General features: G+C 73.9%; 23 protein-coding genes and 1 riboswitch. Of the genes, 13 read left to right on the top strand and 10 right to left on the bottom strand.

The window, feature by feature from the left end; all coding sequences use genetic code 11:
- Positions 1 to 76 precede the first annotated feature (76 nt).
- Genes ACZ3KP_RS27245 through ACZ3KP_RS27230 form a run of 4 tightly spaced genes read left to right on the top strand, consistent with a single transcriptional unit; the run spans position 77 to position 4690 of the window.
- Positions 77 to 928: a nucleotidyl cyclase domain-containing protein gene (locus tag ACZ3KP_RS27245; protein ID WP_467502382.1), complete on the top strand. Its 852-nt coding sequence runs from the start codon at positions 77 to 79 to the stop codon at positions 926 to 928.
- Positions 925 to 3117, top strand: a complete 2193-nt coding sequence (locus ACZ3KP_RS27240; protein WP_467502381.1) for a hypothetical protein — start codon at positions 925 to 927, stop codon at positions 3115 to 3117. The genes ACZ3KP_RS27245 and ACZ3KP_RS27240 overlap by 4 nt, the downstream gene beginning before the upstream one ends.
- On the top strand, positions 3114 to 4190 hold the full coding sequence (locus ACZ3KP_RS27235) for a hypothetical protein (protein ID WP_358975829.1): 1077 nt from the start codon (positions 3114 to 3116) through the stop codon (positions 4188 to 4190). The genes ACZ3KP_RS27240 and ACZ3KP_RS27235 overlap by 4 nt, the downstream gene beginning before the upstream one ends.
- Positions 4187 to 4690: a Pycsar system effector family protein gene (locus ACZ3KP_RS27230; protein ID WP_467502379.1), complete on the top strand. Its 504-nt coding sequence runs from the start codon at positions 4187 to 4189 to the stop codon at positions 4688 to 4690. The genes ACZ3KP_RS27235 and ACZ3KP_RS27230 overlap by 4 nt, the downstream gene beginning before the upstream one ends.
- An 18-nt stretch (positions 4691 to 4708) precedes the next feature.
- On the opposite strand, the gene ACZ3KP_RS27225 is transcribed toward ACZ3KP_RS27230, so the two are convergent.
- Together ACZ3KP_RS27225 and pknB are read right to left on the bottom strand one after the other, a co-directional pair.
- Positions 4709 to 5611 carry a deoxyribonuclease IV gene (locus ACZ3KP_RS27225; RefSeq protein ID WP_467502377.1) on the bottom strand — a complete coding sequence of 301 codons (903 nt, stop codon included), beginning with the start codon at positions 5609 to 5611 and terminating at the stop codon, positions 4709 to 4711.
- Between the two features lie 35 nt (positions 5612 to 5646).
- A complete protein-coding gene (gene pknB, locus ACZ3KP_RS27220) occupies positions 5647 to 7566 on the bottom strand; it encodes a Stk1 family PASTA domain-containing Ser/Thr kinase (RefSeq protein ID WP_467502376.1) in 1920 nt (639 codons plus the stop codon).
- 132 nt (positions 7567 to 7698) lie between these two features.
- Between pknB and ACZ3KP_RS27215 the strand changes: the two genes are divergently transcribed.
- Together ACZ3KP_RS27215 and ACZ3KP_RS27210 are read left to right on the top strand one after the other, a co-directional pair.
- A complete protein-coding gene (locus tag ACZ3KP_RS27215) occupies positions 7699 to 8181 on the top strand; it encodes a MarR family winged helix-turn-helix transcriptional regulator (protein WP_358975817.1) in 483 nt (160 codons plus the stop codon).
- On the top strand, positions 8178 to 8615 hold the full coding sequence (locus tag ACZ3KP_RS27210) for a MarR family winged helix-turn-helix transcriptional regulator (protein ID WP_467502374.1): 438 nt from the start codon (positions 8178 to 8180) through the stop codon (positions 8613 to 8615). The genes ACZ3KP_RS27215 and ACZ3KP_RS27210 overlap by 4 nt, the downstream gene beginning before the upstream one ends.
- Before the next feature lie 187 nt (positions 8616 to 8802).
- Here the strand turns inward: ACZ3KP_RS27210 and ACZ3KP_RS27205 are convergent, their stop codons facing one another.
- The 3 genes from ACZ3KP_RS27205 to thiO form a co-directional block, all read right to left on the bottom strand.
- The gene (locus ACZ3KP_RS27205; protein WP_467502372.1) at positions 8803 to 9597 is read right to left on the bottom strand and encodes a thiazole synthase; all 795 of its coding nucleotides are present in this window, start codon (positions 9595 to 9597) and stop codon (positions 8803 to 8805) included.
- A gap of 5 nt (positions 9598 to 9602) precedes the next feature.
- Complete coding sequence (gene thiS, locus ACZ3KP_RS27200) at positions 9603 to 9803, bottom strand: sulfur carrier protein ThiS (RefSeq protein ID WP_467502370.1); 201 nt, start codon at positions 9801 to 9803, stop codon at positions 9603 to 9605.
- Complete coding sequence (gene thiO, locus ACZ3KP_RS27195; protein WP_358975810.1) at positions 9800 to 10969, bottom strand: glycine oxidase ThiO; 1170 nt, start codon at positions 10967 to 10969, stop codon at positions 9800 to 9802. Before thiO ends, thiS begins: the two co-directional genes overlap by 4 nt.
- Positions 10967 to 11079: riboswitch (TPP riboswitch) on the bottom strand. It overlaps the preceding gene by 3 nt.
- A gap of 132 nt (positions 11080 to 11211) precedes the next feature.
- Here thiO and ACZ3KP_RS27190 point away from each other — a divergent pair.
- The 5 genes from ACZ3KP_RS27190 (at position 11212) to ACZ3KP_RS27170 (ending at position 15740) form a co-directional block, all read left to right on the top strand.
- Positions 11212 to 12450, top strand: a complete 1239-nt coding sequence (locus ACZ3KP_RS27190) for an NAD(P)/FAD-dependent oxidoreductase (RefSeq protein ID WP_467502368.1) — start codon at positions 11212 to 11214, stop codon at positions 12448 to 12450.
- 131 nt (positions 12451 to 12581) lie between these two features.
- Positions 12582 to 12947, top strand: a complete 366-nt coding sequence (locus ACZ3KP_RS27185; RefSeq protein ID WP_467502366.1) for an Rv2175c family DNA-binding protein — start codon at positions 12582 to 12584, stop codon at positions 12945 to 12947.
- Between the two features lie 40 nt (positions 12948 to 12987).
- Positions 12988 to 13635 (top strand): thiamine phosphate synthase, encoded by a 648-nt coding sequence (gene thiE / locus ACZ3KP_RS27180; protein WP_132886286.1) that lies wholly within the window; start codon positions 12988 to 12990, stop codon positions 13633 to 13635.
- Between the two features lie 129 nt (positions 13636 to 13764).
- A complete protein-coding gene (gene metF, locus ACZ3KP_RS27175) occupies positions 13765 to 14688 on the top strand; it encodes a methylenetetrahydrofolate reductase [NAD(P)H] (RefSeq protein WP_467502364.1) in 924 nt (307 codons plus the stop codon).
- 56 nt (positions 14689 to 14744) lie between these two features.
- Positions 14745 to 15740 (top strand): SCO2102 family sporulation regulator, encoded by a 996-nt coding sequence (locus ACZ3KP_RS27170; RefSeq protein ID WP_467502362.1) that lies wholly within the window; start codon positions 14745 to 14747, stop codon positions 15738 to 15740.
- A 24-nt stretch (positions 15741 to 15764) separates the two neighbouring features.
- Here the strand turns inward: ACZ3KP_RS27170 and ACZ3KP_RS27165 are convergent, their stop codons facing one another.
- From ACZ3KP_RS27165 to ACZ3KP_RS27145, 5 genes are all read right to left on the bottom strand, one after another.
- Positions 15765 to 17273, bottom strand: coding sequence for a phytoene desaturase family protein (locus tag ACZ3KP_RS27165; protein ID WP_467502361.1), 1509 nt, complete (start codon positions 17271 to 17273; stop codon positions 15765 to 15767).
- Positions 17274 to 17320: 47 nt separating this feature from the next.
- A complete protein-coding gene (locus tag ACZ3KP_RS27160; protein WP_467502359.1) occupies positions 17321 to 17935 on the bottom strand; it encodes a DUF4126 domain-containing protein in 615 nt (204 codons plus the stop codon).
- 287 nt (positions 17936 to 18222) lie between these two features.
- Positions 18223 to 18849 carry a TetR/AcrR family transcriptional regulator gene (locus ACZ3KP_RS27155; RefSeq protein ID WP_132886282.1) on the bottom strand — a complete coding sequence of 209 codons (627 nt, stop codon included), beginning with the start codon at positions 18847 to 18849 and terminating at the stop codon, positions 18223 to 18225.
- Positions 18850 to 18911: 62 nt separating this feature from the next.
- Complete coding sequence (locus ACZ3KP_RS27150) at positions 18912 to 20996, bottom strand: YhgE/Pip family protein (RefSeq protein ID WP_467502357.1); 2085 nt, start codon at positions 20994 to 20996, stop codon at positions 18912 to 18914.
- The gene (locus tag ACZ3KP_RS27145) at positions 20968 to 21747 is read right to left on the bottom strand and encodes an ATP-binding cassette domain-containing protein (protein WP_467502355.1); all 780 of its coding nucleotides are present in this window, start codon (positions 21745 to 21747) and stop codon (positions 20968 to 20970) included. The genes ACZ3KP_RS27150 and ACZ3KP_RS27145 overlap by 29 nt, the downstream gene beginning before the upstream one ends.
- Positions 21748 to 21936: 189 nt before the next feature.
- On the opposite strand from ACZ3KP_RS27145, the gene ACZ3KP_RS27140 reads away from it, so the two are divergent.
- Together ACZ3KP_RS27140 and ACZ3KP_RS27135 are read left to right on the top strand one after the other, a co-directional pair.
- A complete protein-coding gene (locus ACZ3KP_RS27140; protein WP_467502353.1) occupies positions 21937 to 22506 on the top strand; it encodes an SAV_6107 family HEPN domain-containing protein in 570 nt (189 codons plus the stop codon).
- A gap of 130 nt (positions 22507 to 22636) precedes the next feature.
- On the top strand, positions 22637 to 23407 hold the full coding sequence (locus tag ACZ3KP_RS27135; RefSeq protein WP_467502352.1) for a methyltransferase: 771 nt from the start codon (positions 22637 to 22639) through the stop codon (positions 23405 to 23407).
- The last annotated feature ends 23 nt before the right edge of the window (positions 23408 to 23430 follow it).

The raw sequence follows: 23430 nt of genomic DNA, 5'->3' as shown, positions 1-23430 counted from the left end.
AGCGGCGACCGGCCGGCTCCGCGACCATCGCAGCCAGGCGGCCGGGAGCCCGGCGGGACGCAGGGAGGAGAAAGCGATGGAGGGGGAAGCCGCGTACGGCTTCATCGTCAACGTGGACGCACAGGGCTCGGGCCTGCTGTCCGACACCGAGAAACCCGAGATGCGGCGCAGGCTCTACGACGTCACGGGCACCGCGTTCGAACGGGCCGGCATCCGCCCGCCGCGGCTCTACCAGGAGGACCGCGGTGACGGCATCCTCGGTGTGCTGACGCCCGACGTACCGCCCGTCCGGGTGGTGGGGGAGTGGATCGAACACCTCCACCAGAACCTGCGGGAGACCAACCAGCACCTCAGAAAGCCGCTGCGGCTGCGCGTCGGCCTGCACATCGGGCGGGTCACGGCCGACGCCCACGGGCGCTCCGGCCGCGCCGTCGACCTGGCCTGCCGACTGGCCGACTGCACCGTCACGAAGGCGATCCTCAAGGCGGCGGAGGGGGCGCCCCTGGTGGTGGCCGCGTCCGACCGGGTGCACGAGGACTTCGTCCTGCCCGGCGGGCGCTGGGTGGACCCCGGGCACTACCGCCGGCACGACGTGGACCTCAAGGAGGGCCGCACCACCGCCTGGTTCATGGTCCCCGGCCGGTCCGAACCCCCCGACCCGGCCCGGGACCACCCCCCGGCGGCGAGCACCCCACCGGCCCCCCGGCCACCCCACCCCACCGAAACCCCGACACCCACCGACACCCCGACACCCACCGACACCCCGACACCCACCGACACCCCGGCGCCCACCGACTCCCCGGTGTCCGCGGACGGCGCTGCCGTCGGGGATCGGGTCGTGCAGAACATTCATCAGCACGGGACCGGGCGGATCGTGGTCGGCGGCACCATCGACACCATCAACTTCTCCGACGGCGGTGGCCGGTGAACGCACAGGGCCCCCAGCCGCCCCCGGCCTCCCCCCAACCCCAGCAGCAGCCGCAGCAGAAGGCCGAACCGGACAAGCCGCAGGGCGCCGAGCCCGCCGGGGCACCTGAGCCGGAGAAGGCCGACGTCATCGGCGGCTCGGCCGCCGACCCGCTCGGCGAGGAGGCGCTCCCCGGGGCCGCGGCCGCCGCCTCCCGCGTCTACCGCTCGACCGTGAGCCAGTACGGATCCGGCACCCTGGTCAGCTCCGGCTCCGTCGGCACCATGAACTTCTACGGCCGGCAGACGACGGAGCGCGTGCTCGCGGGCCCCCTGCCGGAGGACCAACTGCTCCGGCTCCGCCAGGTCTTCACGCAGCCCCCGGACTACGACGACTACCTGGACCAACTGGGCACCGGACGGCTCCTGGTGCTGTTCGGCCAGCCCGGCACCGGCCGCGCCTACACCGCGCTGTCCCTCCTCGACAGGCTGACCGGCGGCCAGGTCTCCCGGCTCGACCCGCGCACCGACCTGGACAAGCTCGACGACGACCAGATCCGCGGCGGCCACGGCTACGCGCTGGAACCCGGCACCGCGCTGCCCGACGAGACCGGCCTGGACCGGCTCTGCCAACTGCTCGGCCGCAACGACGCCTACGCGGTCCTGCTCGCCACCCCCGAACCGGGTGACGTGCTCGCCCGCGGCGCCCGCTACTACCGCGCCCACACCCCGGCCGCCCAGACCGCCGTGCTCGAAGGCCACCTCGCCCTCGAACTCGACGGCCCGGGACCCGACTACGAGCGTGCCCGGGCGACGGCGCTCGACCCCGACGTCCTGGCCGCGCGGGGACTGAACGACCTGCGGCCCGCGGAGGCGGCCCGCTTCGCCACCCTGCTGGCCCGGCACACCCAGGGCAAGCTCAGCCACGACGAACTCCTCGCCGAATGCCGGAGGTTCGCCGAGGACCAGGCCGCCGAGTGGTTCGCGGGCGGCATCCGCTCCGAGACCCCGGAGCGGCTGCGGGACGCGGCCTACCGGATCGCCGTCGCCGTCCTCGACGGGGCGTCGCTCAGTGCCGTCGCCGAGGCCGCCGAGGCGCTCGCCTGGGAACTGGCCGTCACCGTCGACCCCGAGGCCACCCCCGGGCGCCCGCTGTTCAGCGACGGCGTCGACGCCCGCCTGGTCTCCGCCCGCGCGGTCGCCGAACTCGGCACGGAGGAGGTCGGCACCGAGGAGGTGCCGGTGCGTACCGTGCGGTTCGCCGGCGAGGCCCTCGCCCCCGCCGTCCTCGGCCACCTGTGGCAGCACCGGCACAACGCCCGCGGACCCGTCCTGCGCTGGCTGGCCGGACTCTGCGAGGACACCCGGCCCCAGGTCTGGGTCCGGGCCGCCGTCGCCGCCGGCCATCTGTGCCGCCTCGACCTCTCCCACACCGTGCACGAACTGGTCACGCCGATGGCCCGGTCCGAGCGGGCCCCGCGCCGGCTGTTCGCCGCGACCGTCCTCGACGTGGCCCTCGGCTCACCGGAGGTCGGCACCGCCATCCGCGCCCTGGTCGGATCCTGGGCCCGGTACGGGGACGAGGAACTGCGCTGGACCGCGGGCGCGGTACTCGGCCGGGGCCGGGCCACCGACAGCGTCCGCGACTCCCTCGACCTGCTCGGCGGCATCGGCGTCCGCGACGAGGGCAAGCTGCGCTCCGCCGCGGCGGTCCAGGTCGCCCACTTCGCCGGCGCCCACCCCGAGGGCCAGACCCTGCGCCGGATCCGGGCCTGGCTCTCCGACGCCCGCAGGCCCCAGCAGGACCTCGGCCTGCAGACCACGGTCTACCTGGCCGGCCTGCCCGTCAGCGACCTCTGGAACCCGCACGAGGACCTGGAGGGCCATGGCGACTGGCCGCTGATGCTCGCCCTCGCCGAGGTACGGCCCGCCCTCGCCCCGGAACTGGCCGGGCTGCTCTGGACGGCCCTGCAGACCCCACGGTCCTACGAGGCGGCCGTCGAGACCGTGTCCGACTGGCTGCGCGGCTCGGCCGACCAGCCCTGGGCCGACCGGCTGGAGCGGTTCCTGCCGCTGCTCGTGCACAGCCACGACGACCGCAACCGGCTGCTGGCCCTCATCAAGGAACTCACCGAAGACCCCGACCAACCACTGAACGAACAGCAGGTCCGCCGCCTGTGGGGGGCGGTCCAGGGAGCGAGCGCATCATGACGTACAACCAATGGCCCCCGCAGGACCAGGAGTTCGTCCTTCCGCACGACCTCAGAGGTCCCTTCGTCCGCGAGTTCGCCCCGCAGGCCGCCTACCGGCACCGCAACAGCCAGGTCGCCTCGGTGCTCTACTACAAGAACGGCGGGTACAGCGTCATCACCGTCCGCGGCGCCGAGCACGTCAACAAGCCGCTGATGGGCAAGCCCACCTCGGTGTGCTGGATCGCCCGGGGCCAGCACCAGGTCTCCTTCCAGCTGGAGCTGCCCACCTACGGCGACCGGTCCCGGTTCCGGGCGGGCGCGGACGTCAACTGGGAGGTGCACGACTTCTACCTGGCCGCCGAGAAGCGCGTGGTCGACGTGGAGCGAATGCTCAGGCCCTCGCTGGAGGCCCGGCTGCGCGGGCTCAGCCGCCGCTACAGCCTGGACTCGGCCCAGCAGGTCGACGAGGCCATCCAGGACGAGCTGGCCAGCGGCCGGTGGAGCGACTTCGGCACCGAACTCGGCCTCTCCACCCAGGTGTTCGTCCGCATCGACCTCGGTCAGGCGGCCGCCGACCACCAGGCCCAGATGGTCGCGGTGGAGAAGGGCAGCATGGTCCAGGAGGCCATCGACACCGTCAACAAGGCACGGATCGCCGCCAACCTCGACGACGCGCAGAAGCTGATCAGCGCGGGCGAGACCGTCCAGTACGCCCACATGCTGGCCGCGGACCCGAGCCGCGCCCACGAGATCCTCGGCGTGCTCCAGCAGCAGGCCCGCGAACAGCGCAAGGGCGCCCTGGACTACCTGACCAACCTGATCAACCAGGGAGTGGTGCAGCGCCACCAGATCGACGACCAGGTGCAGGCCCTCATCGAGTACAGCCGTACGGTCTCCACCGGCGTCTTCCCGAACGGGCTGCCGCAGGCCCCGACCTCCCTGCCGATACCGCCGATGCCGCCCGCGCCGCCGCTGCTCCCGGCCGACGCGCCGCCGCCGATCCCGCCGGCCCCGCCGGTCTCCCCGACGGACGCCGTTCCCGGTGAGGGGACGGGGGTGGAGGACGACTCCAGCCCCGAGGCCCGCCGATGAACCCGGGCGCTCCCGCCGGCCCCGCGGACGCCGCCGCGCACTACGTCGCCGAACGGCTGCTGCTGACCGTGCGCGAGGACCTGGGCAGGGCGGACGTGAAGGCGTCCGTCCTGCTCTCGGGAGCCGTCGCGGTACCGGCGCTGGTGCTCGGCGGCGGGACGCCGGCCGGTGTCTCCGGCATCGCCCTCGCCCTCCTCGCGGCGGGCGGGGCGCTCTGGGCGGCAGGCACCCTGCTGCTGCTCGCGGTGATCGTGCCCCGCACCCGCACGGTCCGCTCCGCACCCGGCCCGACCTTCTACGCCGACGCGCTGGGCGGCGTCGACCGGGAGACGTTGCGCTGCGCCGCCGCCGAGGCCGGGGCGGACCCGGTGGGCTGGCTGCTCACCCAGTTCCAGGACGTCAGCGTGATCCTCTCGGCGAAGTACCGCTGGCTGCGCGGCTCGATGGCCCTGCTGGGCGCGGGCCTGCTGCTGGCGGCGGTGCCGCTGGCGGCGGGCTGAACCCCGGCCGGCGGGACGTCAGCCGTCGCGGAGCCGCTTGAGGCGTTCCACGTCGGCCGCGTGCCCCTCCTTGCCACCGGGCGTCTCGATGATCAGCGGGACGCCCGCGGTCGCCGGGTGGGTCATCAGCGCGCGGAACGGCTCCTCGCCGATGTGCCCGGCGCCGATGTTCTCGTGCCGGTCCTTGTGCGCGCCGACGACGTCCTTGGAGTCGTTGGCGTGGATCAGTTTCAGCCGCCCCTCGCCGACGGTGTCCACCAGCAGGTCGAGCGTCCGGTGCATCCCGCTCGGCCCGGTCAGGTCGTGCCCGGCGGCGAAGACGTGGCAGGTGTCCAGGCAGACGCCCAGCTTGGGATGGGCGTCCAGCGCCTCGAAGTACGGCCCGAAGTCCCAGGTCCGGGAACAGAGTGACGCGCCCTGCCCGGCGGTGGACTCCAGGAGCAGGAACGGGTCGTCGTCCTCGGTGAGTTCGTCGAGGAGCGGGAGCAGGTGCGTGCGCACCTGTTTCAGCGCCACCTCCCGGGTCCGCCCCTCGGTCGCGCTGCCGGTGTGCACGACGACCCCGAGCGCCCCGATCTCCCGGCCGCGCCGCAGCGAGTGCCGCAGCGACTCCACCGACCGCTCCACGGTCGCCTCGGTGCCCGAACCGAAGTTGATCAGGTAGGGGGCGTGCACGTACGCCGGGATCGAGTCCTCGGCGCAGGCCGCGCGGAACGCCTCGTCCTGCCGGGGGCTGCCCGCCGGGGTGGCCCAGCCGCGCGGGTTGGCGACGAAGACCTGCACGGTCTCGGCCCGCAGCTCACGGGCGTAGGACAGCCCCACGGAGTGCAGGCCGCCGGCGACGGGCACATGGCCGCCCACGGGGTTGCGGGCGGGGCCGGACGACGGGTTCTCGGCGGGGCGGGACTGCTGGCTGTTCACCCGTCAAGGGTGTCACGCCGGCCGCGGACCCCCGGTCACCGGATGGTGATCGTGATCGTCGACCCCTTGGGCGCCTGCTGCCCGGCGGCCACCGACTGCTTCCTCACCGTGTTCCCGAACAGCCCGAGCAGCCCGCGGTCCTCCTTGACCTGGAAGCCGGACTGCTCCAGCAGCTTCTCCGCGTCGTCCACGCCGGCCCCGACCACGTTCGGCACCTCGACCATCTCCGGGCCCTTGGACAGCGTCAGCGTGACCGTGTCGCCCTCCGCGACCTGGGCGTCACCCGCCGGGGTCTGCCGGGCGACCTGCCCCTGGTCGTACTCGGAGTTGACCTCGGTCGCGGAGACCGTGACCTTCAGCCCGGCCTGCTGGAGCTCCTGGCGGGCCTCGTCCAGGTCGTCGCCCGTGACGTCCGGCACGTCGACCGGCGAGCCCTTGCTGACGACGAGCGCGATCGCCGCCCCGGCGTGCCGCTTGCTCCCGGCCCCCGGGTCCGTGCTGATCACCGAGCCCTTGGGCACGCTGTCGCTGAACTCCCGTGTCACCATGCCCGCCGCGAGTCCGTCGGCCTTCAGCAGCGCCCTGGCCCCGGCCAGCGTCCGGCCCTGCACGTCCGGCACGTGCACGGTCTCGGGACCGTCGGAGATCGTGAGCGTCACCGAGTCGTTGCTGCGGATCCGCTCACCGGCCGCCGGGTCGGTGCTGATCACCGTGCCCCGCCGCACCGTGTCGCTGTAGGCGTGCTCGACCGCCTTGACGTCGAGCCCCGCCCCCTTCAGCCGGGCGGTGGCCTGCGCCTCGGTCTTCGACAGCAGCGGCGGCACCCTGGTGAACTGCCCGGTGTTGATGTACCAGACGCCGGTGCCGACACCGAGGACGAGCAGGACGGCGACGACCAGCGCGAGGGGCCCGCGCCGTGGGCGACGCCCGCCGCGCCGCCGCTCGGGCACCGGCTCCGCCTCGAACCGGCTGGTCCGCAGCACGCCGTCGTCCTCGTTGACCGGCAGCGGACGGGGTACCGTGAGCGACCGGGGTATGACACTGGTCCGGTCCTCGGCGATGTCGTGTCCGGCCGCCAGCGCCTGCGGCGGCACGGCGTCCAGCTGCGCGTCGGTGAGCGCGGCCCGCGCCTCCAGCACGACCGCCAGCAGCGCGACCGCGTCGTGCGGCCGGGCGCCGGGATCGCGGGCGGTCCCGAGGGCGGTCAGCTGGTCCAGCTCGGGCGCGAGGCCCGGTACGGCGGCGGACGGCGGCGGCACGTCCTCGTGGAGGTGCTTGTAGAGGACGACCGCGGGCGAGTCCCCGTCGTGCGGCTTCTCCCCGGTGAGCATCTCGTAGAGCACCACACCGCACGCGTACACGTCGACGCGCGGATCGGCGGACCCGTGCTCGACCTGCTCGGGCGCGAGGTAGGCGACGGTCCCGAGGACGGCGCCCGTCGTACTGGTGACAGAGCCCACGGAGCGGACCAGTCCGAAGTCGGCGACCTTGACCCGGCCGTCGTCCCCTATCAGCACGTTCTCGGGCTTCATGTCCCGGTGCACGAAGCCGGCCCGGTGCGCGGCGCCCAGCGCGGCGAGCACCGGCTCCAGGATGTCCAGCGCGGCCCGCGGCTGCAGGGCGCCGCGCTCGCGCAGCACGTCCCGCAGGGTGCAGCCGGCGATGTACTCCATCGCGAGGTACACGTACGTGCCGTCGGTGCCCTGGTCGAAGACCTGGACCACGTTCGGGTGGGCCAGCCGGGCGACCGACTTGGCCTCCCGGATGAACCGCTCCACGAACGACCCGTCGGCGGCGAGGGCCGGGTGCATCACTTTCAGCGCGAGCACGCGGTCCAGCCGGACGTCCAGGGCCCGGTAGACCGTGGCCATCCCGCCGACGGCGATCCGCGCGTCGACGCGATAGCGGCCGTCGAGCACTTGCCCGACAAGGGGGTCCTGAAGGGTCGTATCCACCCCGCGAGTGTACGAGCCCGCACCGATCGCCCCACTGGTGAGACCGCTTTCCCCGGCGGACTGCAGCGGAGCTGTGACGCTCGCCACCGAAAACAGTAGCCATGGACATAGTAGCCATGTACTGTATTTCTCATGAGTGAGACAGCCGAGGGCGCCACGGCCGGATTCCTGGTCTGGCGCCTGTCGATGAAGTGGCGGGTGGCCGTCGACCGGGCGGTCGCGCCGCTGGGCCTGACCCACGCCCAGTACGCGGTGCTGGCGTCCCTGTACGGCATGGGCCGTACCGGGGAGCGGCCCAGCCAGCGCCGCCTCGCCGATCACACCGGCCTGGAACCGCTGTACGTCTCGAAGCTCGCCCGCGCCCTGGAGGCCGCCGGACTCCTCGCCCGCACCCGCGATCCCGGCGACCCGCGGGCCATGCAGCTGACGCTCACCGAGCAGGGGCGCGCTGTCACGCGGCGGGCGATCACGGTGGTCCAGGGCCTGCTGGACCAGATGCTGGAGCCGCTCGGGGGACAGCACGGCCCGCGCGCCCGGCAGCTCACCCACGACCTCGTGACCCTGCTCGACGCACCTCTTGATCCGCACACCGAGAACGAGAAGGAGCAGCCATGACCACCACCGCCCCCACCCTCGACGCCCGCGTCATAGCCCTGGCCCACCACGCCCCGCGCGCCCTCCTGGAGGGCGTCCTGACCCGCTACGGCATCACCTTCCACCAGAGCGTCACGCTCCGGGCGGCCGTGGTCGCCGGTGGCTCCGTCGGCCGTGACGACCTCGTCGCCCAGGTCACCGGCGCGCTGAAGACCGACGCGGCGACCGTGCACGGCGTGATCGAGGAGCTGACGGCCGCGGGGCTGCTGGCGGCGGACGCGTCCCGGCTCCGCGTCACCGACACCGGCCGGGAGCTGTACGAGCGCACCGCCGCCGAGAGCGCGAAGATCGCCGCCCGCCTGTACGCCGGCATCCCGGAGGAGGACTTGGCGACGGCGGGCCGCGTGCTGACCCTGATCACGGACCGCGCCGACACCGAACTGACCAACCCCTGACCCACCCTGCCGCCCCGGGACGCTCCCGCCTGGGGACGCTCCCGTCCTGAGGCGGCGCTGCCGCCTCGATCTCCCGCTACCCGCGGCCGCCGATGGTGCTTCGCCCCCCGCGGGAGGGGTTCACCTCTTCGGTGAACGGTTTCGGGTGGTGCGTGGGCGGGAGAGCGGGGGCGGGAGCGGGCCGGGGTCAGAACGCCGGGCGCTCCGGGTCGAGCACCGCCAGGCCCTGCGCAGGAGAGGACGCCTCGGCGAAGTAGCGCCGGGGAATGCGCCCCGCCAGCCGGGCCAGCCGCCCCGCCTCCACCCCGGCCCGCATGGCCAGCGCCATCCGCTCGGGATCCCGCGCCCGCGTCACGGCCGACGCCAGCATCACCCCCGCGCACCCCAGCTCCATCGCGAGCGCCACGTCCGACGCCGTACCGGCCCCCGCGTCCAGGATCACCGGCACGCGCGCGTGCTCCACGATCAGCTGGAAGTTGTGCGGGTTGCGGATCCCGAGCCCCGATCCGATCGGCGACCCCAGCGGCATCACCGCCGCGCACCCCACGTCCTCCAGCCTCCGCGCCAGCACCGGATCGTCGTTGGTGTACGGCAGCACCGTGAACCCGTCGTCCACCAGCGTCTCCGCCGCGTCCAGCAACTCCACCGGGTCCGGCAGCAGCGTCCGCTCGTCGGCGATGACCTCCAGTTTCACCAGCGAGGTCCCCAGCGCCTCCCGCGCCAGCCGGGCGGTCAGCACCGCCTCCCCGGCGGTGAAGCACCCCGCCGTGTTCGGCAGCACCCGGACCCCCAGCCGTTCGAGCACCGACAGCACGGAACCCCGTACCCCCGGGTCCACCCGCCGCATCGCGACCGTGGTCAGCTCCGTCCCGGACGCGACGAGCGCCCGCTCCAGCACCTCCAGGCTGGGCGCACCCCCGGTACCCATGATCAACCGGGAGGAGAAGGTCGTACCCCCGAGCACGAAAGGATCGTCGGCCACGGCGCTCAGCCTCCCTGCACGGCGGTCAGGACTTCCACCCGGTCGCCCTCGGCGAGACCCGTCACCGGCCACTGCGCACGCGGTACGACGGTCTCGTTGACGGCCGCGGCCACCCCGGAGGGCGCGGCCGTCAGGGACTTCACGAGCGTGTCGAGAGCGGTGCCCGGGGCGATCTCCCGGCGCTCCCCGTTGACGGAGATGTTCATGCGGTCTGCTCCACGAGTACGTCGAGAACGGGGCCGAAGCGCCGCGGCGTGAACGGACGGGCCTCCGCGGGCGGCTCGCCGCCGGCCAGCAGCTCCGCCATCACGTCCCCGGTGACCGGTGTGAGCAGCACCCCGTTGCGGTAGTGCCCGGTGGCCAGCAGCAGCCCGTCGAGGCGGGTCGGACCGAGCAGCGGCGCGTTGTCGGGGGAACCGGGGCGCAGCCCGGCCCGGGTCTCGGTCAGCGGCAGTTCGGTGATGCCGGGAACCAGCTCGTGCGCGTCCCGCAGCAGCTCGTAGACACCGCCCGCCGTGACGGTCGTGTCCCAGCCCAGCTCCTCGCTGGTCGCGCCGACGACCAGCTCGCCGTTCTCCCTGGGCACCAGGTAGACGCTGCCGCCGCGCACCACGGCCCGCACGGTCCGGCTGAGGAACGGCGCGTGGCGCGGGGGCACCGTCAGCCGCAGCACCTGCCCCTTCACGGGCCGCACCGGCGGCAGCACGTCGTCGGGCACCCCGGCCAGCCGCCCGCTCAGGCTCCCGCCCGCCAGCACCACCTGCCCGGCGCCCAGCATCCGTCCCGCGCGCGTGACGACGCCGGCCGCCCGCTCCCGTACGACGTCCAGCCGCTCGGCCCAGTCGCGGTGGAAGGCCACCCCGGCCCGCTCGCACGCCGTGACCAGGGCGGCCGCCAGCCGCCGCGGGTCGATCTGGTGGTCGCCGTCGACCCGCAGCCCGCCGCGCACCCCGGGCGCCAGCATCGGCTCCAGGCGCCGGCACTCCCGCCCGGACAGCCACTCCGAGTCCAGCCCCGACTGCCGCTGCAGGGCGTGCAGTTCCCGCAGGTGGGCGCGGTCGTCGGCGTCCAGGGCGACCGCGAGCGTGCCGCAGCGCCGGTAGCCGAGGTCCTGGCCGGTCAGCTCGGTCAGCTCGGCGGCGAAGCCGGGATAACGGCGGGCGGAGGCCAGGTTGAGCCCCAGCAGGGTCTGCTCGCCGTGGTGCAGCTCGGTGACGGCGGCCAGCATCCCCGCCGCGACCTGCGCGGCCCCGCCGCCGGGCGCCGGGTCGACCACGGTGGTGGCGAGCCCGCGCTGAGCCGCCCGCCAGGCCGTGACCAGGCCGATGATCCCGCCCCCGATGACGAGGACGTCGGACGTACGTGAGGACATGGGCGTCCAGCCCCTCCCTTCGCCGGCATGACCCGGATCAGGTTCGTACGGTCGGAGGCCGCCAGCCTCCCTCTCAGCCCGGTCCGTCCGGGCTCCCGCGTGTGCTTGTACGTCCGCCACCCTAGCCCGAGTCGTCCGGCGCGGTAAGGACGCCCTCGCCGGACGCTGTGCAACAGGTCACGCGGCACGCCCCCTGACTGACTCTTTGTCAGTTGTCTATCGTTCTTGTCCATGGTGATCAGGTGAGCGGGCAGACGCAGCGACAGGGCACGTCACAGGAGCGGCGCGTGGTCGTCGTGGGCGCGGGCATGGCCGGGGTGCAGACCGCCGTCGCCCTGCGCGAGCGGGGTTTCACCGGCACGGTCACGCTGATCGGCGCCGAGCCGCACCAGCCGTACGACCGGCCGCCGCTCTCCAAGGCCGTGCTGCTCGGCAAGGCGGAGGGCTCGGCCTTCGAGGTCGACTTCGAGGCGCTCGGCATCGAGCTGGCGCTGGGCCGTGAGGCGGTCGGCGTGCGCACCGCCGACCACGAGCTGGACACCGAGGCGGGACCGGTGCCGTACGACGTCCTGGTGCTCGCGACCGGCGCCGAGCCGATCAGGCTGCCCGGCACCGAGGGGGTGCCCGGCGTCCACCTGCTGCGCACCCTGGACGACGCCGAGCGGCTGCGGCCGGTGCTCGCCCGGCAGCACGACATCGTCGTGGTCGGCGCGGGCTGGATCGGCGCCGAGTTCGCCACCGCCGCGCGTGCCGCCGGCTGCGCGGTGACCGTCGTGGAGGCCGCCGGCCTGCCGCTCGCGGGAGCCCTCCCCGCCGACGTCGCCGCGCCGATGACCGCCTGGTACGCCGAGAGTGGCACCGAACTGCGCACGCACGCGCGCGTGGCGCGCGTCGAACCCGGCGCGGTGATCCTCGACGACGGCGCGCGGATCCCCGCGGGCGCCGTCGTGGTCGGCATCGGCGCCCGCCCCGCCACCGGCTGGCTGGCCGGCTCCGGCATCGAGCTGGGCGCCCACGGCGACGTGGTCGCCGACGACCGCCTGCGCACCGGCGCGCCGGACGTCTACGCCGTCGGCGACTGCGCGTCCTTCCCGTCCGGCCGCTACGGCGAACGCCTGCTGATCCACCACTGGGACAACGCCCTCCAGGGCCCGCGCACGGTCGCCGCCAATATCCTCGGCGAGTCCGACGCCGTCTACGACCCGGTGCCGTACTTCTGGTCCGAACAGTTCGGCCGCTTCGTCCAGTACGCGGGCCACCACGCGTCCGCCGACCGGATGATCTGGCGCGGCGACCCGACGGGCCCGGCCTGGAGCGTCTGCTGGCTCCGCGACGACCGCCTGGCAGCCCTCCTCGCGGTAGGCCGCCCCCGAGACCTCGCGCAAGGGCGACGGCTGATCGACGCGAACACCCGAATGGCCCCGGAGGCCCTGTCAGATCCCGCTCGCCCCTTGAAAGACGCAACTGCAGCGCCCCGTTAGGGGCGCGGGGCTGTGACATCTGCGGCTCCGCCGCGTGGGCGCGCCCAGCCCCCACGCACTCGCACCCGACCAGCCCACGTACCCGGCCCCACCCATCGCGGCCCACCCGGCGGAGCGCCTACCCTGGACCCGTGACCGAGATTGACGCAAACATCGATGCTCTCGTCCCCGCCTGGCTCACCCTCCCCGACATCGCGGAGATGCTCGACGTCGAGGTGACCCGCGTGCGGCAGCTGGTCAAGGAGGGCCAGCTCATCGCCGTCCGCCGCGGTGAGAACAAGGCACTGCACGTCCCCGCCGCCTTCATCGACGGGAACAAGGTCGTCAAGGGCCTGGCCGGCACCCTGACGCTGCTGCGGGACGACGGCTTCAACGACGAAGAGATGCTGGAGTGGCTCTTCACCCCCGACGAGACCCTGCCCGGCACCCCCGCGCAGGCGCTGAGCGAGAATCGCGGCACGGAGGTGAAGCGTCGCGCCCAGGCGCTCGCCGTCTGAGCGACCGGCAACCGGCAACGACACCACGGGGGACCCGACGATGACCGACACCGCCCGCGCCCGGCTGGCCGACGCCCGGCTGTACCTGTGCACGGACGCCCGGAAGGAGCAGGGCGACCTCGCCGAGTTCCTGGACGCGGTGCTGGCGGGCGGTGTCGACGTCGTGCAGCTGCGGGACAAGGGCATGGAGGCCGCCGAGGAGCTGGCGCACCTCGCCGTCCTGGCCGAGGCCTGCGCCCGGCACGGCAAGCTGCTCGCGGTCAACGACCGCGCCGACGTGGCCCACGCCGCCGACGCCGACGTGCTCCACCTCGGCCAGGGCGACCTGCCGGTCGCGGCCGCCCGCGCGATCCTCGGCCCGGACGTCCTCGTCGGCCGCTCCACGCACACCGAGGCGGAGGCCGCCGCGGCGGCCGTCCAGGACGGCGTGGACTACTTCTGCACCGGCCCCTGCTGGCCGACCCCCACCAAGCCCGGCCGGCCCGCCCCGGGGCTCGACCTGGTGCGGTACACCGCGGCCCTGGGCACCGAGCGCCCCTGGTTCGCCATCGGCGGCATCGACCTGGGCAACCTCGACCAGGTGCTGGAGGCGGGCGCCCGCCGCGTGGTGGTCGTCCGCGCGCTCACCGCGGCCGACGACCCGGGCGCGGCGGCGGCCGAGTTCGCCAAGCGCCTCCGCTCGGCGTGACCGGCTCCGGGAGCCCCGCCGGGGCGTGATGTCCGAAAACCTGTCCACTATCCGGACGGAGGGACGGCAATTCGGGCAAATATCCCGAGTCTGGTTGGGTGTCCGTCCGCCCCTGACTAACCTGCGGGTATGGCCCTAGGAACCGCGTCCACCAGGACTGACCGCGCACGCACCGTGCGCGACATGCTCGCCAGCGGCAAGACCACGTACTCCTTCGAGTTCTCGGCGCCGAAGACCCCCAAGGGCGAGCGGAACCTGTGGAGCGCGCTCCGGCGGGTCGAGGCGGTCGCCCCCGACTTCGTCTCCGTGACCTACGGCGCCGGCGGGTCCACCCGCGCGGGCACCGTCAAGGAGACCCAGCAGATCGTCGCCGACACCACCCTGACCCCGGTCGCCCACCTCACGGCGGTCGACCACTCGCTCGCCGAGCTGCGCAACATCATCGGCCAGTACGCGGACGCCGGGATCCGCAACATGCTCGCCGTGCGCGGCGACCCGCCCGGCGACCCGATGGGGCAGTGGGTGGCGCACCCGCAGGGGCTGACCTACGCGGCCGAACTCGTCCGGCTCATCAAGGAGTCGGGTGACTTCTGCGTGGGCGTCGCCGCCTTCCCCGAGATGCACCCGCGCTCCGACGACTGGGACACCGACGTCCGGCACTTCGTCGACAAGTGCCGCGCGGGCGCCGACTACGCCATCACGCAGATGTTCTTCCAGCCCGAGTCGTACCTCCGGCTCCGCGACCGGGTCGAAGCGGCCGGCTGCCGGACCCCGGTGATTCCGGAAATCCTGCCCGTCACCAGTGTGAAGATGCTGGAACGGTTGCCCAAACTGAGCAACGCTGTCTTCCCGGACGTCCTGAAAGAGCGGATCCTCACAGCGAAAGACGATCCGGCGGCGGTACGCTCCATTGGCATCGAATTCGCCACGGAGTTCTGCGCTCGGCTGCTCGCCGAGGGAGTGCCCGGACTGCACTTCATCACGCTCAACAACTCCACGGCCACCCTGGAGATCTACGAGAACCTGGGCCTGCACCATCCCCCGCAGGCCTAGACCGGCCGCACCGGTGTACGACACACTGCGTAGCGGGCACTGGGAGAGGGGCGTACATGGGCTGGACGGTCCTCTACGTAGCGTTCGGCATCGTCGCACTGTGGTTGCTCGGCGAGGTACTGCTGCAGTACAAGGCGCGGCTGCGCTGGCGGCTGCTCGCCTTCGCGGGCTTCCTCGGCGTCGTCCTCGGGGTCCTGATCCCGTCCGTGATCGTCATCGGCGTGGGCGCGATCGCCTTCGCGGTCGGCCAGACCTATGTCACGCTGTCGTTCCGCCGCGGCTTCGAGGCCGGCTGGGCGGTCAAGCGCCCCGACACGGACGGTGACGGCGGGGGCCTCACCCTCGGCCTGACCAAGCGCCGCCGCGGCGAACCGGACGAGAACCCGGGCCTGGAGGCCACCGACCCGGACGCCGCCGACGCCGCCTACGCCGAGCAGCAGGCCGGCCACGCCACCGGCGCCACCCCCGCCTACCGCGACGACGACTACGACGACGTCTTCACCCCGGGGCCCCGCTCCACCGAGCCGACCGCCGCCGAGTCCACGGCGGTGTACGAGCCGCAGCCGATGCCCGACGACACCGGCTCCTACGGCGTGTACCGCGACTCCGGCTACGCCGCGACCGGCGACCAGCAGGCCGCCTACGCGACCGCGGGCCAGGACCAGGGCTACGCCGCCGAGGGCACCGACCAGAACTACGCCTACGACTACTCGGGCTACGGCCAGCAGCAGTACGGCTACGACGCGAACGGCCAGCAGCAGTACGCCAACTACTCCGACCCGTACATCGGCAACCAGACCTACGGCGGCGCCGGGTACGACCCGTCGTACGGCACCCAGCAGTACGACCAGCAGGGCTACGCCCAGGGCCAGTACGGGACCGGCGGCTACGGCGAGACCCCGGCGGGCGGTGTCTGGGTCCCGCAGCAGCGGGCCGACGAGACCTTCGGCGGGGAACTCCCGCAGGAGCAGCAGTACCCCTACCAGGGCGACGGCCAGGCGCAGCAGCAGGCCCGGCCCGGCACCGGGTACGACGAGCAGTACCGTTTCTGAGCCCCCGGCCCCGGCACGCTTCCCTCACTGGGAGCCGCGGAACTCCGGTCCCTCCACGATCAGCCCGGCCACCAGCGCCCCCGACATGCCGGCGTGCGGCAGCCCGCCGCCAGGATGCGCCCACTCGCCCACCCGGTACAGGCCCGGCAGCCGGGTGGTGTTGGCCGGATGCAGGAAGCGGCCCCGGCCCGCCGCGAGGGCGGGCGCGGAGATCCCGCCGGAGCCCGGGGCGCCCGGCTCCGGCGCCCGGGTCTCCTGCCAGAGCAGACGCTCCCGCAGGTCCGGCACGGCGGCCTCGGCGGCTTCGAGGAGGAGGTCCGTGTAGGTCCGGGCCGTGCTCTCCCGCTCCCAGCCCGCCTCGCCCGACAGCACCGCCGACAGCACCACGGACTCGTGGTCGCCGTCCGGTGCGAGTGCCGGGTCGCCGGGCCGCAGCACGGTCACGGTCGGACGCACCGGCCGGTCCCCGCCGGGGGCGACCAGCAGGTCCAACTCGGTCTGGTCGTCCGGTGCGTGCACGACGGTGCGGTGGGCGGCGCCGGCCTCGCGCCCGCCCCGGAGCGCGAGCAGCACGCTGAAGCGGACCGGGCGTACCGTGCCGACGTCGGCGCGCACGTCCGCGTCGGCGTCGAGAGGGCCCGGCGCCGACCCGGTGAGGGCGGCCAGCCCGGCCGGGTCCACCCCGGCGACCACATGGTCGGCGTCGGCCACCCGTCCGTCCGCCAGCTCCACCCCCGCCGCGCGGCCGTCCTTCACCGGCACCGCGGTGACCTCGGCGCCGAAGACGAACTCGACCCGCCGCTTCAGGCACCGCTCGTACACCGCACGCGCCAACTCCCTCATGCCGCCGCGCACATACCAGGTACCGAAGGCGTGCTCCAGGTACGGCAGCACGGCGGCGCTCGCCGGAGTGCTGCGCGGGTCCAGGCCGTACGCGAGGGCGTGACTGTCCAGGAGGGCCGCCAGCCGTTCGTCGCGCAGCTCCCAGGCGCCGATCTCGGCGAGCGTGGCCGCCCGGCGGGTGCGCAGCAGCTTCTTGTGCGGGACCGACGGGTACGGCTCGCGTTCGGCCAGCACCTGCCAGTTCGGCCACAGCGGCTCCTCCAGGAGCGGGCGCCGGGTGCGGTCCCAGGCCTCCCGGGCCCGCACCAGGAAGTCGCCCCAGCGCTGCCCGGCGCCGGACCCCAGGGCCTCGTCGAGGGCGCCGACGACCCCCGCGCGGGACGCGTTCGGCAGGGACACCACCGTGCCGTCCGCGAAGACGTGCCGGGCCGACGGGTCGACCTGGACCAGCTCGACGCAGTCCTCCAGCGGCTCCTTGCCGGTCTTGACGAACAGGTCGCGGTACACGGCGGGCAGCGGCAGCAGCGCGGGGCCCGTGTCGAAGGCGAACCCGTCGCGCTCGAACCGGCGCACCGCACCGCCGTACGTCTCCGTGCGCTCGTACACCGTCACCCGGTGGCCCGCGACGGCCAGCCGGGCGGCCGCCGCCATGGCGCCCATGCCGGCGCCGATCACCGCAATCCGTCCCATGCCCGCGACTTTATCGACCGCCACCGACAGTCCGGTCCGGCGGGCCGTCAGCCGGGTGGCGGGGCCTCCTGCGCGGCGAGCCGCCGTTGCGCCCGGCGCTCGGCGCGGCGCCGCCGGAACCGCCGGATCCGGGAGACCAGGAACACCAGCACGGTCAGGCCGGTGGCCAGCAGCACCGCCGCGACGATCGCCGCCGCCAGCGGGTGGAACATCGCGAACGCCACGATCGCGCCGACCCCGAGATCCTCCGCCAGGCTCAGCACGATGTTGCTGAACGGCTCGGGGGAGGCGTTGACCGCCATCCGCGTCCCGGCCTTGACGGTGTGGCTGGCCAGCGCCGTCGAACCGCCGACCAGCCCGGCCACCACGTCGCCGAGCGAGCCGCTGTGCCCGGCGAGCAGCGCCCCGACCCAGGCGCCCGCCACCGGCCGGACCACCGTGTGCACGGAGTCCCACGCCGAGTCCACGTACGGGATCTTGTCGGCGACCGCCTCGCACAGGAACAGCACGGCCGCGACGATCAGCACCTCGGGGCGCTGCAGCGTCCCGGGGACGTCGTCGCTCAGGCCCGTCGCGCCGAAGACGCCGAGCAGCAGCACCACCGCGTACGCGTTGATGCCGCTGGCCCAGCCGCTGGTGAAGACCAAGGGGAGTACCGACACGGACGCGATCGTAACCAGTGCGCGGCCGCCCGTCCCGGGTCCGGGTACGCACCGCTGAGTACGCGTACTCAGGCGGCGAGTTGAGTACCCGCGCGGATGGGCCGCGACCTGTGCCGACGGGAGAGTTGAGGCACGGAGAAGGGGCGCGGGTCCGGCACCGCCGACACGGGGCGGCGGAACGGCCGGCGCCCCCGACCGCTCCTTCCGCCGATTCGCGTCGGCGGAAGCGAGACACGGGGGAGAGGAGACCCGGGGGACGACGGGGGCGCACGGGAGGCGGGAAGGGCTCAGCCCTTCCCGCTGACCCGTCCCTGGAGCAGCCGGGACAGCGCCGCGTGGACGTCGTCCAGGGAACGCTCGGGCTGGAAGGACTTCCAGTCGAGGGCCGCCACCAGCACCATCCCGACCAGCGCCGCCGCCGTCAGCTGGACGTCGATCTCGTCGCTGAACTCGCCGTTCTCCACCCCCTCGCGCAGCACCCCCTCGACGACCGCGACGGCCTGCTGCCTGACCACCATCAGGGTGGACTGCCAGGCCCGGTTGGTGCGCCACAGCTCGGCCACGTAGAGCTGGGTGAAGGCGGGGTAGCGGTCGATGAAGACGAGGCCCGCGCGGACCATCGCGTCCAGGGCGTCGACCCGGCTGCCGCCCTCCCGCGCGGTCCGCTCGGCGGCCTCCCGCAAGGAGGCGGTCAGGAGGCCCACGCCGTGCCGCAGCAGCTCCTCGAAGAGGACCGACTTGCTCGCGAAGTTGTAGTACACCGTGCCCTTCGCCACCCCGGCCCGCTCGGCGATCTCGTCCACCGTGGTGGCGGAGAAGCCCTGCTCGGCGATGAGTGTGACGGCGGCCTCGTAGAGCTTCTGCCGGGTGGCCTCACGGCGCGTGCCGCCGCCCGTGGTGCTGCTGCTTTCCATGCTCCCGATTCTCACAGGAACGCCGGCCCCGGCGGGTACGGAGGAGGAGGTCATGAAGGTCCTCACAGACTCAGTTCGGGATGCAGCCGGTCCAGCGTCCACACCTGGCGGCGCCGCGCCGAGAGGGCGGTGAACGCGAGCGCCCCGGCGGTGAACGCCGCGAGGACCGCGCAGGCCTGCCACACCGGCCCGAGCCCGCCGCCCGTGATCAGCCTGCGCAGCGCCGCCACGACATAGCTCATCGGCAGGAACGGATGGACGGCGTTGAAGAAACCGGGGCTGGTCTGCACGGGGTACGTGCCGCCCGCGGACGTCAGCTGGACCATCAGCAGGGCGAGGACGAGGATCCGTCCGGCCGCCCCGAAGCGCGCGTTGAGCCACTGCACGATCGCCGCGAAACAGGCCGCCACCAGGAACAGGAACCCGACCGTGCCGGCCGCGCGGACCATCTGGAGTCCGATCGCCCAGTGCAGTACGGCCATCAGGGCGGCCGTCTGCAGCACCCCGATCGCGACCACCGGCAGCCAACCCGCCAGCGCGATCCGCCAGGCCGCCGAACCGGCCGCCAGGGCCCGCCGGTTGAGGGGCGGGATCAGCATGTAGGCGACCATCGCGCCGACCCACAGGGACAGCGGGATGAAGTACGGGGCGAACCCGGTGCCGTAGTTGGGCGCCTTGTGCAGGTCGTGGGAGGCGAGCTGGACCGGGTCGGCCATGACCCCGGTGCGCCGGTCGCGGTCCTTCTTGTCGTAGTCGGGGATCTTGTCCGCGCCGTCGTGCAGTCCGCCGGCCAGCTTGCCGGAGCCGTCGACGAGCTTGTACATCCCGCCGCTCAGGTCGTCGGCACCGGTCTCCAGCCTGCCGATGCCCGCGTCCAGCCCGGTGGCGCCGGTGGTGGCGGTGCCGAGGCCGGTGTGCAGTTTCGCGGCGCCCGCGGCCACCTGGGCGGCGCCCTCGTTCAGCTTGTCGATCTTCTTGACGGCGTCGGCGACGTCCTCGGAGAGGTGCGGCGCGCGGTCGGCCAGTGCCCGCGCCTGCGTCTGCAGCGTGCCGAGGTTCTTGTCGAGCGTCTTCAGGTCGCCGTGCTGGTCGGCGATCAGGGTGTCGAGGTCGTCGGCGACGTCGGCCACGTCGTGGGCCGCGTCCCTGGCCTTCTTCAGGTCGGGGCAGGCCGGGTCGGTGAGCGGCTGTGCGGAGCAGCGGGCCCGGTAGACCTGGTCCAGGGTGTCGGCGGCGGCGTGCGCCGTCCGGTCGGCCGCGGGCGCGGTCCGCACCAGGACGCCCAGGTTGTCGCGGACGGCCCCGGCGGAGTCGGCGACCAGCCGGGCGGTGTCGCCGATGGTCTTCTCGTTGTCCCTCAGGTACGGGCCGACCTGGGCGTAGACCCCGTCGACCCGGTCCGCGAGCTGCTGGGTGCCGTTCGCGACCTGCCGCGAGCCCGTCTCCAGCTTGCCGGCGCCCGCGTCCAGCTTCTCGATGCCGCCGACGAGCTTCCCGCTGCCCTTCTTCGCGTCCTTCAGGCCGTCCGCGAGGTCCTTCGAGCCCTTCTCGGCCTTCCCGATGCCCCCGGTGAGCGTGTCGGCGCCCTCGGCGGCCTTCTCGGTCTGCCCGTGGATGTCGGCGAACGAGATGAAGATCCGGTCCAGGAAGGACCGGGACGCCTTGGCGGACGCGGCCGAGCGCACCTCGTTGAAGACCGTGCGGGAGATCTGCCCGACGATGTAGTTGTCGGCGTCGTTCGTGCGCACCTGGAGGGCGCCGGTCTCCGGGGCGTTCCCCGCGCTGGAGGCGACCCGCGCGCTGAAGTCGGACGGCATGGTCAGCGACAGGTAGTACGTGCCGTCCTCGACACCCCGGCGGGCGTCGGCGGCGTTCACCTCGTGCCAGTCGAAGGTGTCGCTGTCCCGCAGCCCGGCCACGATGTCGTCACCCGCGCTGATCCTCCGGCCGTCGGCCGTCGCTCCCTTGTCGTCGTTGACGAGCGCCACCGGGATGCGGTCCAGGTGCCCGTACGGATCCCAGAACGACCACAGGTACAGCCCCCCGTACAGCAGCGGCAGCACCAGCAGGGCCACCAGGGCCGCGCGCGGCAGCCGCCCCCGCCCGAAGCGCCTGAGCTCAAGCGCGGCCAGTCGCGGCGAACGCATCATCGGCCTCCTCCCCGGTTCCGGCGCCTTCCGGTGCCTGGGTCCCCTCGGTCCCCTGTTCCCGCGCGGCCCCGGTGCGGACGACGACGGCACCCGTCAGCGCCTCCGTGCACACCGCCAGGACCGTCGTCCCGGACTCGGCGATCGACGCCAACAGCGCCCGCACCTCGGCCCGTTCGGCCTGCGACAGCTTCAGGTCCGCGTCGTCCACGGCGAGCAGCCGGGGCTTCGCGATCAGCGCCAGCGCCACGGACAGCCGCAGCGCCTCGATCCGCTCCAGGTCGCGTACGGCGGTCCTGGCGCCCTTGGGCAGTGCCTCCAGGTCGAGCCCGGCGGCGGTCAGGGCGTCGTCGATCCGCTGCCCCGCGCGTGCCGCCCGCTCCGCGCCCGGCCGCAGCAGATCGCGCAGGGAGTCGCCGAACCTGCGCTGCAGCAGGGCCCGTTCGCGCAGGTGTTCGCCGACGGTCAGGGCCGGTTCCAGGTCCGTCACCCCGGCGACGTTGGCCACCGCGCTGATCCGGCGGACGGCCGCGAGCTGCTTGGGGAGCCGGGCCTCGCCGACGGTCGCGGTGCCCTCGGTGGCCTTCATCCGGCCGGTGAGCGTCAGCAGCAGACAGGTCCGGCCGGAACCGGACGGGCCCTCCACCGCGATCAGCGCCCCGGGCCCGGCGTCCACGGTGACTCCCTGGAACGCCCAGCCCCGCGGGCCTCTCACCCCGAGGCCGTCGGCTGTGACTGACACGCCGTGCACGGGTACCCCCTCCTCCGTGTCTTCCGTAGCGCTCGTCTTTTGAACTGACTGGTCAGTGCAAAAACTACCCCGAACCTACGAGCGAAGCAAAAGCCCAGGTCGGAACGGATTGTCAGTGGCATACCGCACGATGGGCACATACGGCACCCCGTGTGAGGGAGCCGTCACCCAGACGACAGGAGGTTCGTCATGGCCAACTCGTCAGCCGCCGCCCACCGGCGCCGCGCCACCGGCCCTGCCCCCTCACTGACCGGCCCGGCGAGCGACGTGCACCCCGTGCTCCGCCGGGCCACGGCCCCGCCCGCCGCCCTCGACCTGCTCGCCCAGGCCCGCGCCGCCCTCGACGAGGCCGAACTGCTCGACACCCCCAACGAGCGCTACGCGACGGCCCACCTGGCCGCCCTGCGCACCGCGGCCGCCGTGCTCGCCGCCCGCGCCCGGCCGGAGACCTCGCCCCGGCGCCGGGCCCGCATCCGCAGCGCCTGGGAGGTGCTGCCCGAGGTCGCCCCCGAGCTCACCGAGTGGAGCGCCCTGTTCGCCTCCGGCGCCGCCCGCCGCGCCCGCGCCGAGGCCGGCATCCAGGGCGCGGCCGGCCGCCGCGACGCCGACGACCTGATACGTGACGTCGGGATGTTCGTCCGCATCGTCGAGCGGATGCTCGTGTTGCAGCCGGTGCTGCCCCAGCCGCGCCGCCAGGAGGACGAGCGGCCGGACGGCGGCACGGCGAGGCCGGGAAGGGAGCTGCCCGACGCGGGATGACCAGGCGAGGCGGCGAAGGCAATAGGGTGGAGAGAGCCTGAAGCCTTCCCTCCGCCCGCGCCCGGGCCGGGGAGGCACCGAGTTCGCGCCGCCGGGCAGCAGGCGGTGCCGCGCCGAGGAGTCAACTGCCGTGCCGGACCCCACACGACCCCGCGCTTCTCTCCGTACCGCCGTGGTCTGGGAGGTCCTCCAGGAGGCCCTCGACCGCCGGGTCAAGGCCACCGGCCGGGACACCCTGGACGTCCTCGACACCGGCGGCGGCAGCGGCAACTTCGCCGTCCCCCTCGCCCGCCTCGGGCACCGCGTCACCGTCGTCGACCCCAGCCCCAACGCGCTGTTCGCCCTGGAGCGCCGCGTCGCCGAGGCCGGAGTCGCCGACCGCGTCAGAGGCGTCCAGGGCGACGTCCTCGGCCTGTTCGACGTGGTCGAGCGCGGCGGTCACGACGTGGTGCTCTGCCACGGCGTCCTGGAGCACGTCGACGACCCGGCCGAGGGCGTGCGCAACACGGTGGCCGCGCTGCGCTCCGAGGGTGCCCTCAGCCTGCTCGCCGCCGGGCTCGGCGGGGCCGTGGTCGCCCGGGCCCTCGCCGGCCACTTCACCGAGGCCAAGCAGGCCCTCGACGACCCCGACGGCCGCTGGGGCAGCGGCGACCCCATGCCCCGCCGCTTCACCGCCGAGCAGCTCACCGGCCTGGTCGAGGGCGCCGGCCTGGCCGTGGCCGCCGTGCACGGCGTGCGGGTCTTCGCCGACCTGGTCCCCGGCGTCCTGGTGGACACCGAACCCGGTGCCCTCGACGCCCTGCTCAGGCTGGAGGCGGCCGCCGCCGAGCTCCCCGCCTTCCAGGCCCTCGCCACCCAGCTCCATGTCCTCGGCGAGACGCCGGGTGCGGACGGCACCTGAGCATCTCCTGAGACGCGCCCGCT

The sequence above is a fragment of the Streptomyces sp. NPDC020958 genome, assembly GCF_055562175.1.
This window is presented reverse-complemented; position numbering and strand designations above follow the sequence as displayed.